Raw genomic sequence first — 18,073 nt, forward strand, 5'->3', positions numbered from 1 at the left:
ACCTATATCAAAATATTTTGATATAGGTTGAAAACGCTGCTAGTATTCCCCCCATGAATGCTGGTCTCCCTCCCATTGCTGCCGATCACCTTAATTCCTTAGCCCAATTGTGCAAGGGCACCGGTGATCCATTGCGTTTGGAGGTGTTGCGGGCCCTCAAAACCGACTCCTTTGGCGTGCTGGAGCTGTGCGACATCTTCGCTATGAAGCAGCCCGCCATGAGCCACCACCTGAAGGTGCTGGCCAAGTCCGGAGCCGTCACCACCCGTCGGGAAGGCAATTCCATCTTTTATCGACGGGCACTGGCGGATCTCGCGCAACCGCAAGGCCAGCTGCTGGCGGCCCTGTTCCAGGCCATCGACCAGGTGGCATTGAGCAGCCACACCGCCGGACGCATTGAGGCGATCAAGCAGGAGCGGGAGGAAGTGGCCCGGGAGTTTTTTGATCGCCATGCGGAGCAGTTTCGGGAGCAGCAGGAGCTGATTGCCCTGTTTGATCAATACGCTGAAAGCGTAAGAGACCTGCTGCTACAAACCAATCCGCATAAGGGCCAGACGGCACTGGAAATCGGCCCCGGAGAAGGGGCATTCTTGGCTACCCTGGCGCAGTTGTTCAGCGCGGTCACCGCCATCGACATTTCCCGCGAAATGCTGGAAAAGGCCGAAGCCCTGCGCCAACAGCAGCAACTGGACCACGTGACCCTGCTGCAGGCGGACACCGAGGATGCGGTGCAGCAAGGTATTCTGGTGGATCGCATTGTCTGCAATATGGTGTTGCACCATGTACCGTCACCGGCAGACGTGTTTGAAGATTGCGCCCGGCTGCTGAAGCCCCAGGGCGCGTTGATTGTAGCGGACCTGTGTCGCCACGATCAGGACTGGGCCAAACGCAGCTGCGGTGACCTGTGGCTGGGCTTCGACCCGGAGGAATTGACCGATTGGGCGCAGGACGCCGGATTGGTGAGTACGGAAAGCCTGTATATGGGATTGCGTAACGGTTTCCAGATACAGGTCAGACGATTTGATAAACCCTGAAACTGGATTTTAACCCTGATATTTTTGAACCCTGTTTTTTGACCCCTGTTTTTTGACCGTTTGAAAAGGAAGCGAGTGCAATGAGCGAATATTCCATCTTCACCTCCGAATCGGTTTCCGAAGGCCATCCCGATAAAATGGCCGACCAGATTTCCGATGCCGTGCTGGATGCCATCATCAAAGATGACCCCCACTCACGTGTGGCCGTGGAAACCATGGTGAAAACCGGTATGGCCATCATCGCCGGTGAAGTGCGCACCAACACCTATGTGGATCTGGAAGACATCGTGCGCCAGGTGATCCTGGACATCGGTTACAACAGCTCCGACGTGGGCTTTGACGGTGCTTCCTGCGCGGTTCTGAACGCCATTGGCAAACAGTCATCCGACATCGCCATGGGTGTGGACGAAGGCGAACAGAAAGATCTGGGTGCCGGTGACCAGGGTTTGATGTTCGGTTACGCCACCAACGAAACCGATGTACTGATGCCTGCAGCCATTCACTACTCTCACCGTCTGGTGCAGCGTCAGGCTTACCTGCGCAAGAACAGCATCCTGCCCTGGCTGCGCCCTGATGCCAAAAGCCAGGTGACCCTGCGCTATGAAAACGGCAAACCGGTTGCGGTTGACGCGGTGGTTCTGTCTACCCAACACGACGAAGACATCAAGCAGTCCGATCTGCGTGAAGCCATCATGGAAGAAGTGATCAAGCACGTACTGCCTGCCGAGTGGCTGCACAAAGGCACCAAATACCACATCAACCCCACCGGCCAGTTCATCATTGGCGGCCCGGTGGGCGACTGTGGACTCACCGGCCGTAAGATCATCGTGGACACCTACGGCGGTGCTGCCCGTCACGGTGGCGGCGCGTTCTCCGGCAAGGACCCTTCCAAAGTGGACCGCTCCGCTGCCTACGCCGGTCGCTATGTGGCGAAAAACATCGTCGCCGCCGGCCTGGCGGACAAGTGTGAGATCCAGGTGTCCTACGCCATTGGTGTGGCCGAACCCACCTCTATCTCCATCAACACCTTCGGCACCAACAAAGTCAGCGAAGAGCAGATCGCCAATCTGGTACGGGAGCACTTTGACCTGCGTCCCCGTGGTGTGATCGAGATGCTGGACCTGCGTCGTCCCATCTACCGCGCTACTGCAGCCTATGGTCACTTCGGTCGTGAAGACCAGGGCTTCACCTGGGAAAACACCGACAAAGCCGACGCCCTGCGCGCTGCGGCAAACCTTTAATTCACCTTAGGAAGAGGCAAACATCATGAATGCCGTACTGGAAAACAATTTTACCGACTACAAAGTAGCGGACATCTCCCTGGCCGACTGGGGTCGTCGCGAAATCGAAATCGCTGAAGGTGAAATGCCTGCCCTGATGGCGCTGCGCAGCAAGTACAAAGCCGAGCAGCCCTTGAAAGGCGCCAAGATCATGGGCTGTATCCACATGACCATCCAGACCGCCGTGTTGATTGAAACCCTGGTGGAACTGGGTGCGGATGTGCGCTGGTCCTCTTGCAACATCTTCTCCACCCAGGATCACGCCGCCGCGGCTATCGCCGCCGCTGGCATTCCCGTGTTCGCCTGGAAAGGGGAAACCGAGGAAGAGTTCTGGTGGTGCATCGAGCAGACCATTCTGAAAGACGGTAAGGAATGGGATGCCAACATGATTCTGGACGACGGCGGCGACCTGACGCTGGTGCTGCATGACAAATACTCCCACATGCTGGACAGCATCCACGGCATCTCGGAAGAGACCACTACCGGTGTGCACCGTCTGCTGGAAATGCTGGAAGCCGGCACCCTGAAGGTTCCCGCTATCAACGTCAACGATGCCGTCACCAAATCCAAGAACGACAACAAATACGGTTGCCGTCACTCTTTGAACGACGCCATCAAGCGCGGCACCGACCACCTGTTGTCCGGTAAAAAAGCATTGGTGATTGGTTACGGTGACGTGGGCAAGGGCTCTGCCGCCTCGCTGCGCCAGGAAGGCATGATTGTTAAAGTGACCGAGATTGATCCCATCTGCGCCATGCAGGCTTGCATGGACGGTTACGAAGTGGTGTCACCGTATAAAGACGGCATCAACGATGGTAGCGCCGACAGCATCAACACCGCCCTGCTGCAAAACACCGATCTGGTGGTCACCACCACCGGCAACGTGAACGTGTGCGATGCCAACATGCTGAAAGCCCTGAAGAGCGGCGCCGTGGTCTGCAACATCGGCCACTTCGACAGCGAGATTGATACGGCCTTCATGCGCAAAAACTGGGAATGGCAGGAAGTGAAGCCCCAGGTGCACAAGATCGTACGCAATGCCGACAGCAACGATCATTTGATCCTGTTGTCCGAAGGTCGCCTGGTGAATCTGGGTAACGCCACCGGCCACCCATCCCGCATCATGGACGGCTCCTTCGCCAACCAGGTGCTGGCACAGATGTATCTGTGGGAGCGCAAGTTCGCGGATCTGCCAGAAGCGGAGAAGAAAGCCGCACTGTATGTGAAAGTACTGCCCAAGAAGCTGGACGAGGAAGTGGCAGCGGAGATGGTGCGGGGTTTTGGTGGGGTGATTACCCGCATGACCGACGCCCAGGCCAAGTACATCAATGTGCCGGTGGATGGACCTTACAAGCCGGAAAGTTATAAGTATTGATTACCTGACGCTGGCACATTGCTGCGTCAGTGGGAGTGGAGTCTATTTCAGGACGTCAGCGGCCATGGACGGCCGCTGCCGAGCGCACAGGGATGTGCTTGTAGCGATCCTGAAAGAGACTCCACTTCCACTGACGCTGACCGTGGCACTCAAGTGAATAGTCTGAGCAGAACATGAATTCTCAAAAACAACACGAAAAGCGCTTCAGCTTCGAATTTTTTCCACCCAAAACCGATGTCGGCGTGGAAAAACTGAATCTGGTACAGCAGGAACTGGCCGAGAAAAAGCCCAGCTTTTTCTCCGTGACCTATGGCGCCGGCGGTTCCACCCGCGACCGCACCTTTGAAACGGTGATGAACGTCAAAGCCAAAACCGGCATTGACGCCGCGCCGCACCTGTCCTGTGTGGGCGATACCAAAGCCCAACTGGCGCAACTGCTGACACAATACCAAAGCAATGGCATCAACCGCATCGTCACCTTGCGCGGTGACCTGCCTTCCGGCATGGGCGCCTCCCTGGGGGAATTGAAATACGCCAGCGATCTGGTGGCGTTTATTCGCCAGCAAACCGCCGATCATTTCCACCTGGAAGTGGCGGCCTATCCGGAAATGCACCCCCAGGCAAAATCCATGGAGGCCGATCTTCAGGCCTTCAAAACCAAAGTACAGGCCGGTGCCAACAGCGCCATCACCCAGTACTTCTTCAACGTGGATGCCTATAAATTTTTTGTCGACAGCTGTGAAAAAATGGGCCTGGATCTTCCCATTTATCCCGGCATCATGCCCATCATCAACTACGACAACCTGATGCGCTTTTCCGGTATGTGCGGGGCGGAAATCCCACGCTGGATTCGCATGCGCATGGAAGGATTCCGCGGCGATGAACAGTCCATCAAACAGCTGGGGGAAGAGATCGTCACCAGCCTGTGTGAAGAGCTACTGGACATGGGCGCCCCCGGCATTCATTTCTACACCATGAACCAGGCCGAACCGACCCTGGCCATCTGGAACAATCTCGGCTTGTGATTCCTGCCACAACGCTATACCCTGCGGGCTAATAAACGAAGGCCCAGGGGTATAGTGCTGTGGATTTGAGTGCATTCAAAGCGTACGACATTCGTGGTCGGGTTCCTGACCAACTCAATGAAGACATCATTGAACGCATTGGCCGCGCCTACGTCGAGGTCACCGGCGCCCACAAGGTGGCCGTGGGTTACGACATTCGCCTGTCCAGCCCGGCACTGGCCAGGGCGTTGTGCCGGGGCATCACCGCCGCCGGTGCAGACGTTTACGATATCGGCCTGAGTGGCACCGAACAGATCTACTTTGCCACCTTTCATTACGGGTTGGATGGCGGCATCGCCGTCACCGCCAGCCACAATCCCAAGGACTACAACGGCATGAAACTGGTGGGCAAAGGGTCCCGCCCCATCAGTTCGGACAACGGCCTGCTGGACATTAAAGCCAAGGTGCCCGGCACCTTCCAGGATGCCGCTCAACCCGGCACCGTGCAACCGTTGCACATCACCGGCGACTACATTCAACACCTGTTGGGCTATGTGGATGTCAAAACGCTTCGACCCTATAAAGTGGTGGTCAATGCCGGCAACGGTGGTGCCGGCCTGGTGATCGATGCGCTGGAGCCTCACCTGCCGTTTGAGTTCGTCAAAGTACTGCACGAGCCCGATGGCCATTTCCCGCAGGGTGTGCCGAATCCACTGCTGCCGGAAAACCGCGAACTCACCCGGCGCACGCTGCTGTCTGAACAAGCGGACTTTGGCATCGCCTGGGACGGGGATTTTGATCGCTGTTTTCTATTCGACGAAAGCGGACGATTTATTGAAGGGTATTACATCGTCGGCATGCTGGCGGAGCTGTTCCTGCAGCAGGAGCCGGGTGCCCGCATCATTCACGACCCCCGCCTCACCTGGAATACCGTTGAACTGGTAGAGCAGGCCGGTGGCGTCGCGGTGGAGAGCAAAACCGGTCACGCCTTCATAAAAGCCCGCATGCGGGAAGAGGATGCCATCTACGGTGGCGAGATGAGTGCCCACCATTATTTTCGCGATTTTGCCTACTGCGATTCCGGCATGATCCCCTGGTTGATGGTGGCGGCATTGCTCTCACAAACCGGAAAAACCCTGTCGCAACTGGTGGACGAACGCATTGCCCGGTTTCCCGCCAGTGGCGAAATCAACCGCACCATTGCCGATTCCGCTGCCGCCATTAACGCCATCGAAGCCCACTACCGCAGTGAAGCCAAACACATCAGCAAGATTGATGGCCTGAGCATGGATATGGGGGAGTGGCGCTTTAATCTGCGCTGCTCCAATACGGAACCCCTGGTGCGTCTGAACGTGGAATCCCGCGGCGACGTCGCCCTGATGGAACAAAAAACCGAGGCGCTACTGGTCCAACTGAGCCACTACAGCGAACCCACTGTATCAGGCTCGCAGTAACGAACAGCTGAACACACGCGTCAGTCTGCTGGTGGTAATCGGGTCACCAGCACCTGCGTGATCCGCACCCCCTCCAGATCAATCACCTCAAACTTGTATCCCGCGTGCGTCACATGATCGGTGAGCTTCGGCAGCTTCCTGAGTTGATAAATAATGAAACCGGCGATGGTGTCATATTGGCTTTTATCCGGAAACTCATCCAGCCCCAGGTAACGCATCACATCCACAATGGGGGTCAGGCCGTCCATGATCCAGGACTGGTCGTCACGCTGCACAATCTGCTCTTTACCGGCGGGTGTGATCAGCTCCCCCATAAAACCGCCCAATAGATCCTTCACCGTGACCACACCGACAATCAGGGCATACTCGTTCACCACCACCGCCAACTGTTGGGGTTCGATTCGGAATGCGTTCAGGGCATCCGCCATACTCAGGGTTTCCGGCAGATAAAACACGTTCTGGTTGATTTCCTCGACGCTGATGGCCGCCGGCTCCCCCTTCAGCACCTTGCGTAAAATCTCTTTTGAATCCACCAGCCCGATCAGTTTGTCCAGGCTGCCATCACACACCAGAAAAGTGTTGTGGGGATGATCAATGATGACCTGGCTGATGTGGGCGCTGTCGTCCGCCAGATCAAAGTACACAATGCTGTCCCGGGGCACCATGGCGCTGGAGAGGGTGCGCTGTTCCAGCTCAAACACGTTTTCAATGATCTGCAACTCCTGGGGCTGCACCGAACCGGAATCGAGCCCGGCGCCGATGGTCGCCACAATGTCTTCCGTGGTCACCACCTCCTTCTGTTCGGTGGGCAGGCGCAACAGGCGCAACACCCCGTTGGTGATGCCGTTGAAAAACATCACCAGCGGTGTCAGGGCCAGGGTCACCCAGCGCATCGGGGTAATCACCCGAATGGCAATGCTCTCCGGCATGATCATGGCGAGCCGTTTGGGCAACAGGTCTGCGAACAGGATGAACAGCGCGGTAATAATAAAAAAGGAAATGAAAAAGCTGACCTGGTCCAGCAGCGCTCCGGAATAAACCATCACCAGCAGTTCGCGGACATAAGGGGTCAATGCCGCCTCCCCCAGAATACCGCCCAGAATGGCAATGGCGTTCAGTCCGATCTGGACCATGGCAAAAAAAGCACCGGGGTTTTCCTGCAGGGCCAGGATTTCGGCGGCTTTGTTGTTGCCTTCCTCCACCATCACCATGAGTTTGATTTTACGGGCGGCGGCCATGGCGATTTCAGACATGGCGAAAACGGCACTGGCCAGAATCAGCAGAAACAAGTTAAAGAGGTCTACCATGGGCGCTCCCCGCGCGGCGGCTATACGACTGCGTATTTTATACAAACCACTGGGTTGGAATAGTGTTTTGAAGCGGTAATCGTGAATTATTCAGGACCCTCTGCAACGGCAAAACCAGCCTGGAAGCGGCCCCTGAGCCCACGCTTGCACACCGCTGGCAGAGTCTTTACTCTACCCATTCACTCATTACCCACCGGTTACAGCATGTCTTTGAATCATAGCCTCATGCAGCGCGATCTTCAGGTTTTGTGGCACCCCTGCACCCAGATGAAAGATCACGAAACTCTGCCCATCATTCCCATCAAGAAAGGGGACGGCATCTGGCTGGAGGATTTTGAAGGCAACCGTTATATGGATGCGGTCAGCTCCTGGTGGGTGAATCTGTTTGGCCACGCCAACCCGCGCATCAACGACCGCGTCAAGCAGCAGCTGGACCAGCTGGAACATGTGATCCTGGCGGGTTTCAGCCACGAACCGGTGATCGAGCTGTCGGAGCGACTGGTGGCCATCACCCCGGAGGGGTTGAATCGTTGCTTCTACGCCGACAACGGTTCCTCCGGCATCGAAGTGGCCCTGAAGATGAGCTTTCACTTTTGGCTGAACGCCGGCAACACCCGCAAAACCAAATTTGTCACCCTGGCCAACTCCTACCACGGGGAGACCCTGGCGGCCCTGGCAGTGGGCAATGTGGAGCTTTACAAGAAAACCTACGAACCCCTGTTGATGACCACCTTCACCGCCCCCAGCCCGGACTGCTACGATCGGGAAGCCGGTGAAAGCTGGGAAAGTTACAGCCTGCGCCAGTTTGAAAAAATGGACGCTCTGCTGGCCACCCATCACGAGGAAATCTGCGCAGTGATTGTGGAGCCGCTGGTACAGTGTGCCGGTTCCATGCGCATGTACCACCCGGTGTACCTGACCAAACTGCGGGCAGCCTGTGATCGTTATAACGTGCATCTGATCGCCGATGAAATTGCCGTTGGCTTCGGCCGCACCGGCACTTTGTTTGCCTGCGAACAGGCTGGCATCACCCCGGATTTTATGTGTTTGTCGAAAGGGCTCACCGCCGGCTATCTGCCCCTGTGTGCAGTGCTGACCCATGACCGGATCTACCAGGGCTTCTACGACGATTACGAAACCCTGCGCGGTTTTTTACATTCCCACAGTTACACCGGCAACCCGTTGGCCTGCGCCGCCGCACTGGCGACCCTGGATATTTTCGAACAGGACAACGTCATCGCCAACAACCAGAAACTGATCCGGAAAATGGCCGACGCCACGGCCCACTTTGCCGACCATCCCCATGTGGCGGAGGTGCGCCAGACCGGCATGATTCTGGCCATCGAGATGGCGCAGGACAAAGCCGGCAAAACCCCCTACCCCTGGCAGGAGCGGCGGGGCCTGCGGGTGTACGAGCACGGCTTGAAGCATCAGGCGTTGTTACGCCCCCTGGGCAGCGTGGTGTATTTCATGCCGCCTTACATCATCACCGAGGAGCAGATTGATCACCTGGCCAAAGTGGCCTGGGAAGGGATTGAACTGGCGACCCGGGACTGAGGCAAATCGCCCACACCTAACCCAGATCCATCAGTAGCAGATCGGTGACACCCACATCCACCCCCAGCTGGGTCAACAACGTGGTGACCTGGCCCCGATGATGGGTCTGGTGATTGAACCAATGGCTGAGCGCTTTATTCACGGTGAACTCAACCGTTGACCCATCCACCAGGCGATGGGTCATCAGCGCATTCAAATCCGCGCCCTTGGCTTCCATGATGTCCAGGCAGCGAACGATTTGTTTATCGATGCGTTTGCGCCAGGCGGTCAAGCCCGCCAGATCCTCATACACCACCTGGTCAGAGGCCGTAATCCTGATGGGTTTGCCCACGCCGTCCAACAGCACCGCCACGGATTTGTCCTCAGCAAAGCGGCTTAGCCAATAGGTATCGGCAATGAGGATATGGTTCAACGTCCGGCAGATGGAACCAAAGAAGGCGCCGCGTTCCTCGGTGAACTGGCCGGGCTGCAAACGCGCACAGGCCTGGTATAAGCGCTGGTTCATGGCCTGGTTGTAGCGGGCCCAAAGCGGGAAGCTGCTCATCCGTTCAGATCCCGGTGTTCCAGCTTGCGAATTTCACTGATCAACTGCCGTGCCAGATCCCGGGTATCGGATTTGATCATCCCCAGCCCGGTGCTCACCAACAGCTTCACCACCGACACCAGCAAAAACCCCGTCAGCAGAATGGACAGCATGCCGCTCACCTTGAAGAAGCCCACCGGCAGCACCATAGCCCCCTGCTGCAGATCAATGGTGCGATCCGCCGCCGGCAACGCCACCAGTTTCTGGTAAATGGGAAACTGGTCCGGCGCCTGGACATAGAGCCCCAGTTGATTTACCCCCACGACCAGCAGGGCGATCCCCGCCAGCAAAAACACGTATCCCAACAGTCTCGTCACCTTCACCTCCAAATCTGCAATGGGGACAGCAGCCGTCATTGTGTTCTAAAATGGGAAATAAGCCCATAGCTGAGAAAGCCTGAACCCGCCCTATGCGTACGCCACGAATTTTTCAAAATCAGCCATTGCTGGAAGGTAATACGGTTCAACTGGATGAAAACGGCAGTCGCCATCTGAGTAAGGTGCTGCGCATGGCCGAAGGCGACGCCGTGATTCTGTTCAATGGCACCGGCGGCGAGTACCACGGCCAGATAACAGAAATCGACAAGAAATGGGTGAAAGTGTCACTGGATTTTTTTAATGACGTGGATCGCGCATCGCCGGTTCAGGTACACCTGGGACAGGTGCTGGGCAAAGGGGACCACATGGACTATGCCCTGCAGAAAGCAGTGGAACTGGGGGTCACCGAGATCACGCCCTTGCTGAGCCAACGTTGCGAGGTCAAGCTTTCCGGCCAGCGTATGGAGAAAAAACTGGAACAATGGCGCAATCTGCTGATCAGCGCCTGCGAGCAGTGCGGCATGAACATTGTTCCCATCCTGCATCCACCACAGACACTGCTGCGCTGGACAGAAACCGTGGAAGCCGAGCGCAAATGGATTCTGCACACAGAAGATCTTCCCGGCACGCCCTTCAGCGGTGAGGCCCCCGCCAGCCTGTGTTTTGCGGTGGGCCCGGAAGGCGGCTTTGCCGATGAGGAAGTGGAGCAGGCAAAGGATTTCGGTTTTGACTGCATTACCCTGGGCCCCCGGGTATGGCGTACCGAAACCGCGCCGGTGGTCTTGTTGAGCCTGGTGCAACTGTCCTGGGGTGATTTCCTGTTATAACCCCCGAATTTATCTCCCAAGGCTCGACTTACTCATACGGTTCCACCTGGCCCGCCTCCAGAATGTAACCCGCCCGCGCAATGCCGCTGTCGAAGAATTGCGTTTTGATGACGCCACTCACCCACACCACATCATAAAGTTTGCGGATGGCGGCACCCTCGGGCCCTTGCACCCGTACCAGAATGGTCTGATTCGCCGGTGGCGGTGGCACATGGATGCAGGCTCCGAAATACGGCACCAGTAAGAACTCCGATGACCGGGTGCCATCGGTTGCCAGAGGCACCACATAGCCGGCAATCCGGGCGGGAGTGTTGTTCAATTCCGGTTTTACCGGTGCCGCCTGGTAGGCGGCTTCCACCTTGGCCATCATCTCTTGCAGCCTGGGGTCCTCATCCGACAACTCACTCAACCGATACTTGCGATCATACTCATCGATGATCTCGTCGGCGTCGAACCCCGCCGGAATCAGGTCCGCCCATTCCAATGTTTGAGCTGCTGTTTGAGCTGCTGTTTGAGCTGCTGTTTCCGCCTGCAGCCATCCGCAGCTGAACATCATCATGATCGCTGCCAGCCATTTGCCGGCCACTGAATACCATCCTGTGCTGTGTTTCACCTGGTGTGTCCTCTTTATTGCCATTGCCCTGTGTCTTACCCTGAGTCTTACTCTGAGTAGAGCCCCGATCACAGCCGCACGGTCATGCCGTCGGCCAGGGAGAACCGATAGGCGCGATAAGCCGGAACCAGCCCCACGGACAGGCCACTGACCAACGCGCCGCCCAACAACCAGCACTCCGTCGGCGACAAGCCGCGCAGGGACAGGTACAGCCCCCACTGTTGCTCCAACCAGGGCGCCAGAAGAAGGTGCAGCAGATACATACCCGACACACCGAGTACGACACTGACGAGCATGATGATAAGCGCCTCCCCCTGCACCAGGACAAAAATATGCCAGGGCCGCGCGCCCACACTGCGCAACACCGCCATTTCCCGTCGCCGTTCGTTGAGCCCGGCCAGCATGGCGGTGGCCATACCGGTAATCCCCACCAACACCACCATTACCGAGATGGCCAGCAACGCCTGTTGCACCAACGCCAGGGTGTCCCACAATTCCTGCAACGCCACCCCCGGCATGGCTGCCAGTAAGGGTTCCGCCCGATATTCGTTGATATAGCGCTGCAGCTGAAACACCGCCATGGGGGATTTCAGCCCCACTAACACCGCCGTCACCGATTTCGGCTGTAATGCCTCCGGGTCCGGCGCCCGCCGCAACCGCGACAGTGCCGTGGGGCGACCACCCACCCAGCCCGCGTGAATGGCCTCCATACCCTGCAATCGAATGTGCACCGTACGGTCCACCGGTGTTCCGGTTTTGGCGAGAATGCCCACCACCCGAAACGGTTGGTCACCGTGTTCCTGCAGGCTCACCTCCCCGGTGCCATGGGATAACACAATGGACTCACCGATACCGTAGCCCAACTCCCGCGCCACATCGGCCCCCAGTACCGCATCGTACACCCCGTCGAAGGCTGCACCGGCACGGAAGCTCAGGGCCTGCTTGCGGCCAAACCGGTAATGCTGAAAGTAATCCCCATTGGTGCCCAGAACCCGGAACCCACGATGGGAATCCCCCAGGGACAACGGCACCGTCCAGGCCACATCCCGGTGCTGGCGAAGCTCTTGATAACTCTCCCAGGAAATATTGTTGGTGGCGTTGCCCATACGAAAAATAGAGTACAACAACAGTTGCACCTGGCCACCGCGGGCACCCACGATCAGGTCCGTACCCGCCACAGTGTTGGCAAAACTTTCCCGCGCCTCGTGCCGCACCCGTTCCACGCTCACCAAAAGCAGAACACTGAGCGCAATGGATACCACGGTGAGCACCACCGAAAACAACCGGTTGCGGATGCTTTTCCATGCCAGTGTGAGCAGGCTCATGCCACCACCTCCTGCCGCGAGGCACGGTTAATGGCAGGCAGGTGAACGGTGCGCTGGAAGGCATTCTCCAGGGCATCATCGTGACTCACGAACAACAGGGTGGTGTTGCTGCGCTGACACTCCTGCTGCAACAGGGACAGGAATGCCCGGCGGCGATCCGTATCCAGGGCGGAGGTGGGCTCGTCAGCGACCACCAGTTCCGGCGCACCGATCAGCGCCCGGGCTGCCGCCACCCGCTGCTGCTGGCCCACGCTGAGACGGGTCACCGGCACGTGCAGCAAAGACGCCGACAGGTCCAGCTGCTGCAACAGCCGCGTGGCCGCCGCCCGGGGTGTTTCACCGGCCGCTGCTATACGCCCGCGTCGCCGGCGGGAGAAACGACAGGGCAGCAACACGTTTTCCAACACCGTCAGGTAGGGAATCAGGTTGAACATCTGGAAGATGAAGCCGATGTGGTGAGCCCGGAAGCGGTCCCGCTGGGCGCCACTCAACGGCCCCAGATCCTGACCCAGAACCTGCACCGTACCGCGCTGGGGAGTCACAATGCCCCCCACCAGACTCAGCAGAGTGGTCTTACCACTGCCACTGGGGCCTTTGACGAACACCCTCTCCCCTGCGGCCACGGTGAGCTCCGTAACATCCAGTACCGGCACCCCCTGCTGCCAGCCAAATTCGACCCCTTGCAGATGTATCGCGTTCCGGTTCGTCATAGACCCCTCCCCACCAGGCTAGCGCAACACAAGCCGATTGTTTCCGGCACGGGCCACCATACCGCTCTGCCCGCCGGGTCCAATCAGTTGGACTTTCAGCTGCGCCAGGTCGGGAAATTCACTGAACAGATTGATGGTCAGGGTGTTCAATCGGGCCGGCTGCTGGCATTCAAACTGATAGCGCAGCTCAAACTCCGCGTGGCCCTCATCGTGCTCATCGTGCTCATCGTGCTCATCGTGCTCATCGTGATGATGGTGCTCCGCGTCCGCGCTGGCTTCCACCGCAAGCAGGGCCGACGCCACGTCCTGCTGCTGCAGACGACACTCCGCCTGAGCATCGGTCACGAACAGGGCCCCACCCTGCCGCAGCCGGGCTAACGCCTGCTCCAGCACCGCCCGCTGCGGTGGGGTTTTCGGTTGATGTTCGAATCCCACCAGGTCATGGGCGGGTATGGATAATTCAATCAGCAGCTGGCCTTCGGCCACCGCCACGTTCATGGTGCCGACGCCATGCACGTGGGCGTCATGCTGACGCGGTTGGGTTTCCGCTGCCCAGCAGGACAGCGCTCCGGAAGACAGCACAGCAGACAGCAACAGCCCCGCCGCAGTAAAGGGTTTGCACATAATGTTCTCCAAACACAGATCGGATTGAGATGCCGTTCAGGCACCCAGACGGACTCGGTTCAGGAGCGTGAAGGGGGAGCGCGGGCGTGAAACACCCACAGGGGGCGTAGCGCTGGCACGGCCACCCATACCGGTTCCGGCGCGGGCGAAGCAGTGACGACGGGAAGGGGCCCCAGGGCCAGGAAGGCCGCGCCACTGACCTGCTGCTGCACCAGGCAATACACACAGTCCCCATGGACACCGAGGGGCTCATCCTGGTGCTGATGGGCTGTGCTACTGAGCAGACTCCACACCAGCGCCAACATCAGGCCAAGGGCTATACCTGAGCGAACCGGGATTCTGGGCGGGGTGAATGTAGGGAGACGCATTATCGCAAACTGCACCGAAACAGGGCTGTACCAGCGTGGGAACTCACTATAACACCGGATTCCTCGCCCACTCAACCGGTCCACGCCTTGCGGAATATCGGCAAAGGCATGCAACTTTTTCCCCACTGGCGACGTAATGCTAGAGGAACACCCCACATTCATCATTGAGAGAAGGATATTGTCATGAATTACACCAAACCGTTGATCTGCGCCCTGTTGGTTTCCGCCCTGTCGGCACCGGTCTATGCCGCGAAACCCTCATCCTGGGGGGAATCCGATGCCCTGGGCGGCGTCTCCAAAAAAATCGATGCCCAACAATACGATGCCGCCATTCTGGACCTGGAGAAAATTGTGGCCAAGGACGCCGACAATGCCGACGCCTATAACCTGCTGGGCTTCAGCAACCGCAAGCTCAAACACTATGAAGTGGCGGAGAAATACTATCTGCGGGCTCTGACCCTGAACCCGAAACACAAGGGCGCCATGGAATACCTGGGGGAGCTGTATGTGGAAACCAATCGTCTGGACCAGGCCCGCGATATGCTGACCCGACTGGATGAAGCCTGCTTTTTTGGCTGCAAGGAATATCGTGAGCTGAAAGCGGTGATCGAACAAAAGGAACAGAAGCTGGAAGTGAGCGCCAACTGAGGTTGGCGCGTTCTCTTACTCCACCCTCTTAACCGGTTTTAGCCTGCCAACCTTCCACCTTCACGCACAGCCCTTTTGCCACCACTCGGGCACTGGGTTGTGCCACCCCCGTCGCCGTCTCCACCGACACCAACAGGTATTCCGCATCCGCAATCAATCCCCATTGCGGTTTGGTGAGGGCTTTCTCAATGTGTTTTTCCACCTGAATCGCACCCAGGCTGCTGATACTGCCATCTACTTTCGACACGGCCCACAGTTGCAGATTCTGGTGCTGCTCAACCTGCGGCTTTTCCAGCATATCCAGCGCCAACAGCCGGCCGGTTTTGGTGAGGGTCACCACCATGGTAGGGCGCTCCGCCTCATCCTTCATCACCGCCACATAATTGATGGCGGCCGGTTGCGGAGGCGTCGGCTGCAATACCAGCACGGCCAGCACCAGGGCACAGCTCAGCGCAAAACCGGAGAAATATTTGTAGAAGTTGAGCTTCTTCTTGAGGGTGGCCAGCATTGGGTCGGCGGCCCCGCCAATGGCGCTGGCGATACTGTCCCAGGTGGAGTTTCTGGGCGCGACTTCCGGGGTATTCTGATGCAGCGGTTGCAGTTTGGCTTCCCACTGCTGAACCCGCTCGCGCAGAGTGCGATTATCCTGCATCAGGGTTTCCATGCGCTGACGCGCCCGTCCACGCAGCGTTCCCATCACGTAATTGGAGGCCAGCAGGTCCTGCAGCTCCGGATTCTGATATCTCAATGGCCCAGACATTGTGCCAACCTCGTCAAGCCGCGTTTCAGCCAGGATTTCACCGTATTCACCGGTTGCTCCACATGGATGGCAATGTCTTCTCGACTGTAGCCATAGTAATACGCCATCAGAATGGCGTTGCGGTTCAGGGCATCCAGGGTTTCCAGACAGCGCCCCAGTTTGGTATCGGTGTCCTGCTGCAGCAGACCGGCCATGGGGGACCCGGCACTGGTTTCCCCGAACAGGGTCTGCACTTCTTCGTATTGGTTACGGCGCTTCTGCTCGCGGTTCTCCGCCCGCAGCTTGTCCAGGGCCCGATAGCGCAGCAGGGATGCCATCCAGGTCATGGGTTCCCCCTGGTCACGCCGATACTCGCCGGCGTTGTTCCAGATCTGCAGAAAGGTTTCCTGCAGCACATCGTTGCTCAGGTCTGCATCGTTCAATAACTTCATGGCGATGCCATTCAGTTTGCCGGACACTTTCTGGTACAGCTGTTGAAGGGCCTTCTGGTCCTTCAAGGTAATGCGGGCCAGCAAATGGTCAAGCTGGTCAGCCTCTGCCCTGGCTTTCTCGGTATATTGGTGTTCGATAACTTCGCCGCCTGTCATGCTGGTCTCGTCGTTCTGCCACTCAATACTGCATGCTGCAGGGCCGGATCAGCAATCACTGCCGGCCAAAGGGATGAAAAGGTCAGTGGATACAAAAAAGCCCGCCGGGTGCGGGCTTGATGATTCCGCCAACTCGAATTCTATATAATTCATTACGACGGAAAACGGAAAAAGTTGCGTTTTGGAGGAAAATCCGCTGATTTCACACCAACTGGTTGAGCTGGCGCTCCACGTTGGCCAGATCCGGAATCACCGCCCGTTCACCGCTGACCATCACCAGGGTATCGTAGGCCAGGTCCTCAGATTGCTCCTCGCTGCTGAGCTCTTCCGGAAACACCCGCACCAGGCGGGGCAGGCCCTGCACCGAGATGGCATAAAACGGCAGCTTACATTCACCCACGCCATTGATCACCGCCAGGCGGGCGCCCTGTGCGGCATCCTCGATCTCCGGGTTGTTCATCAGCTCCAGGGAAACCACCGGCAACGCCACCCCGCGCCACTCCACGGTGCCCAGCATCCAGTCTGGTGAGTCTTCCCGCTTGTCCGGCTGGTCCCAGCTGACGATCTCTGCCACCGCCACGTTGGGGATCAGCAACGGACGGCCGATCATGGGGATCAGGAGGCTGGCAATCTGTTCAGGTACTTGAGACATGAGTATGTTCCGTCTAATTAATCAATGATTCGGAATAGTGCTTGGCTGCGTACTCAACCAGTTTGTGCGCCAACTGCTTGGGCGAGCCGCTGAACGTCACGCAGCCTGCGGCCCGCGCCGAATCCGGTTGTGAACTGTTGGCGCAGGTTTCCGCGCTTTGCGCCCAGACTTCAATGCCCATCTGTCGCAGTTTGGCAGCGGAAATGGCACCGTCGTTGCCCATTCCACTGAACAGTATAGCCCCGGTCTGCACACCAAAGTGATCTGCCAGCAGGGACATGGACTGATCAATGGAGGGGGAATAGGGCCCGTCCCACTGCTCTTCAAACAATTCCACCCGGCCAAACTGGTTCACTGTCATCACCTGCTCCACCGGCGCGATGACAATTTCCCCATGGCTTACGCAACGCCCCGCCAACGGCGCCTTGAAGCGAAAATGGGAATTGCGGCCCCAGACTTTGCTCAGCGTATCCTGAAATCCGGGGTCGATGTGCTGGGCCACAACAAATGCGATGGGCAAACCGGCCGGCAGCTCATCCAGAAATTCCTTTACCGCCGCCGGACCACCCAGGGACGCTCCCAGCACCCATACGTTGGTGGCAGGCTCCCCTTCGGCCTCGTCATCCAGCTCAGGGGAAACCGGCTCGATGGCCGCCTGGGCCAGGGACTGGATTACCGCGTCCTCCGGCCGGGGCTGGCCCACGATGTCTTTCAATTTGGCGTAGATCTTCCGTTCCCAACGCTGGAACTGCAAACTGCTGACACTGGGGGCATTGCCTTCCCCCAGCAGGATCGGTGCCCGGGAGGCCTCAAACAGGTGGACAATGAAGTCGGACCATTTGTCTTCGTCCTCAATGTCCACCAGCCATACATCGGCCTGGTCACCGGTAATCAGATCGTCGCTGACTTTGTCCGGGGACAAGGTCACCGCCACGCCATAGCCCGCCGACTCGATGGCCTTGCAGACCACGTGTCGTTGCAGTGTAGAGTCTGCAATCACCCCCACCCGGGGGTTTGCCCCTTTGGGGGGGCCGGGCTTGTCGGACAC

The 18,073-nt window shown here is 58.0% G+C and carries 20 protein-coding genes; 8 read left to right on the top strand and 12 right to left on the bottom strand.

The window, feature by feature from the left end:
* Positions 1 to 53 precede the first annotated feature (53 nt).
* The 5 genes from D9N14_RS00470 (at position 54) to D9N14_RS00490 (ending at position 6,147) form a co-directional block, all read left to right on the top strand.
* Positions 54 to 1,034 (top strand): ArsR/SmtB family transcription factor, encoded by a 981-nt coding sequence (locus tag D9N14_RS00470; protein WP_290575676.1) that lies wholly within the window; start codon positions 54 to 56, stop codon positions 1,032 to 1,034.
* A gap of 80 nt (positions 1,035 to 1,114) precedes the next feature.
* Positions 1,115 to 2,275 carry a methionine adenosyltransferase gene (metK, locus tag D9N14_RS00475; RefSeq protein WP_290575678.1) on the top strand — a complete coding sequence of 387 codons (1,161 nt, stop codon included), beginning with the start codon at positions 1,115 to 1,117 and terminating at the stop codon, positions 2,273 to 2,275.
* 25 nt (positions 2,276 to 2,300) lie between these two features.
* Positions 2,301 to 3,689, top strand: a complete 1,389-nt coding sequence (gene ahcY / locus D9N14_RS00480) for an adenosylhomocysteinase (RefSeq protein ID WP_290575680.1) — start codon at positions 2,301 to 2,303, stop codon at positions 3,687 to 3,689.
* A gap of 173 nt (positions 3,690 to 3,862) precedes the next feature.
* Complete coding sequence (gene metF, locus D9N14_RS00485) at positions 3,863 to 4,714, top strand: methylenetetrahydrofolate reductase [NAD(P)H] (protein WP_290575682.1); 852 nt, start codon at positions 3,863 to 3,865, stop codon at positions 4,712 to 4,714.
* Between the two features lie 59 nt (positions 4,715 to 4,773).
* Positions 4,774 to 6,147, top strand: a complete 1,374-nt coding sequence (locus tag D9N14_RS00490; protein ID WP_290575685.1) for a phosphomannomutase — start codon at positions 4,774 to 4,776, stop codon at positions 6,145 to 6,147.
* 20 nt (positions 6,148 to 6,167) lie between these two features.
* Here the strand turns inward: D9N14_RS00490 and D9N14_RS00495 are convergent, their stop codons facing one another.
* Positions 6,168 to 7,454 (bottom strand): hemolysin family protein, encoded by a 1,287-nt coding sequence (locus D9N14_RS00495; protein ID WP_290575687.1) that lies wholly within the window; start codon positions 7,452 to 7,454, stop codon positions 6,168 to 6,170.
* A 204-nt stretch (positions 7,455 to 7,658) separates the two neighbouring features.
* Between D9N14_RS00495 and D9N14_RS00500 the strand changes: the two genes are divergently transcribed.
* Positions 7,659 to 9,011, top strand: a complete 1,353-nt coding sequence (locus tag D9N14_RS00500; protein WP_290575689.1) for an adenosylmethionine--8-amino-7-oxononanoate transaminase — start codon at positions 7,659 to 7,661, stop codon at positions 9,009 to 9,011.
* A 16-nt stretch (positions 9,012 to 9,027) separates the two neighbouring features.
* On the opposite strand, the gene D9N14_RS00505 is transcribed toward D9N14_RS00500, so the two are convergent.
* Positions 9,028 to 9,555, bottom strand: coding sequence for a DinB family protein (locus D9N14_RS00505; RefSeq protein WP_290575691.1), 528 nt, complete (start codon positions 9,553 to 9,555; stop codon positions 9,028 to 9,030).
* Positions 9,552 to 9,911 (bottom strand): hypothetical protein, encoded by a 360-nt coding sequence (locus D9N14_RS00510; protein WP_290575694.1) that lies wholly within the window; start codon positions 9,909 to 9,911, stop codon positions 9,552 to 9,554. The genes D9N14_RS00505 and D9N14_RS00510 overlap by 4 nt, the downstream gene beginning before the upstream one ends.
* Before the next feature lie 92 nt (positions 9,912 to 10,003).
* Between D9N14_RS00510 and D9N14_RS00515 the strand changes: the two genes are divergently transcribed.
* Positions 10,004 to 10,738 (top strand): 16S rRNA (uracil(1498)-N(3))-methyltransferase, encoded by a 735-nt coding sequence (locus D9N14_RS00515; RefSeq protein ID WP_290575696.1) that lies wholly within the window; start codon positions 10,004 to 10,006, stop codon positions 10,736 to 10,738.
* Positions 10,739 to 10,766: 28 nt separating this feature from the next.
* Here D9N14_RS00515 and D9N14_RS00520 read toward each other — a convergent pair whose 3' ends face one another.
* The 5 genes from D9N14_RS00520 to D9N14_RS00540 all read right to left on the bottom strand — a co-directional run bounded on the left by D9N14_RS00520 (position 10,767) and on the right by D9N14_RS00540 (position 14,315).
* A complete protein-coding gene (locus D9N14_RS00520) occupies positions 10,767 to 11,351 on the bottom strand; it encodes a DUF3299 domain-containing protein (protein WP_290575698.1) in 585 nt (194 codons plus the stop codon).
* Between the two features lie 68 nt (positions 11,352 to 11,419).
* On the bottom strand, positions 11,420 to 12,676 hold the full coding sequence (locus D9N14_RS00525) for an ABC transporter permease (protein ID WP_290575700.1): 1,257 nt from the start codon (positions 12,674 to 12,676) through the stop codon (positions 11,420 to 11,422).
* A complete protein-coding gene (locus tag D9N14_RS00530; protein WP_290575702.1) occupies positions 12,673 to 13,386 on the bottom strand; it encodes an ABC transporter ATP-binding protein in 714 nt (237 codons plus the stop codon). The genes D9N14_RS00525 and D9N14_RS00530 overlap by 4 nt, the downstream gene beginning before the upstream one ends.
* Before the next feature lie 18 nt (positions 13,387 to 13,404).
* A complete protein-coding gene (locus D9N14_RS00535; protein WP_290575704.1) occupies positions 13,405 to 14,010 on the bottom strand; it encodes a DUF2796 domain-containing protein in 606 nt (201 codons plus the stop codon).
* 59 nt (positions 14,011 to 14,069) lie between these two features.
* Positions 14,070 to 14,315 carry a DUF2946 family protein gene (locus tag D9N14_RS00540; RefSeq protein ID WP_290575706.1) on the bottom strand — a complete coding sequence of 82 codons (246 nt, stop codon included), beginning with the start codon at positions 14,313 to 14,315 and terminating at the stop codon, positions 14,070 to 14,072.
* Positions 14,316 to 14,561: 246 nt separating this feature from the next.
* Between D9N14_RS00540 and D9N14_RS00545 the strand changes: the two genes are divergently transcribed.
* Positions 14,562 to 15,026, top strand: a complete 465-nt coding sequence (locus D9N14_RS00545) for a tetratricopeptide repeat protein (protein WP_290575708.1) — start codon at positions 14,562 to 14,564, stop codon at positions 15,024 to 15,026.
* A 28-nt stretch (positions 15,027 to 15,054) separates the two neighbouring features.
* Here the strand turns inward: D9N14_RS00545 and D9N14_RS00550 are convergent, their stop codons facing one another.
* The 4 genes from D9N14_RS00550 to D9N14_RS00565 form a co-directional block, all read right to left on the bottom strand.
* A complete protein-coding gene (locus tag D9N14_RS00550; RefSeq protein WP_290575710.1) occupies positions 15,055 to 15,786 on the bottom strand; it encodes an anti-sigma factor domain-containing protein in 732 nt (243 codons plus the stop codon).
* Positions 15,771 to 16,373 (bottom strand): RNA polymerase sigma factor, encoded by a 603-nt coding sequence (locus D9N14_RS00555; protein WP_290575712.1) that lies wholly within the window; start codon positions 16,371 to 16,373, stop codon positions 15,771 to 15,773. The genes D9N14_RS00550 and D9N14_RS00555 overlap by 16 nt, the downstream gene beginning before the upstream one ends.
* A gap of 202 nt (positions 16,374 to 16,575) precedes the next feature.
* Positions 16,576 to 17,025 carry a chemotaxis protein CheW gene (locus tag D9N14_RS00560; RefSeq protein WP_290575714.1) on the bottom strand — a complete coding sequence of 150 codons (450 nt, stop codon included), beginning with the start codon at positions 17,023 to 17,025 and terminating at the stop codon, positions 16,576 to 16,578.
* Positions 17,026 to 17,038: 13 nt separating this feature from the next.
* Positions 17,039 to 18,073, bottom strand: coding sequence for a chemotaxis protein CheB (locus D9N14_RS00565; protein WP_290575716.1), 1,035 nt, complete (start codon positions 18,071 to 18,073; stop codon positions 17,039 to 17,041).

The sequence above is a fragment of the Ketobacter sp. genome, from assembly GCF_003671495.1.
Lineage (GTDB): Bacteria > Pseudomonadota > Gammaproteobacteria > Pseudomonadales > Ketobacteraceae > Ketobacter.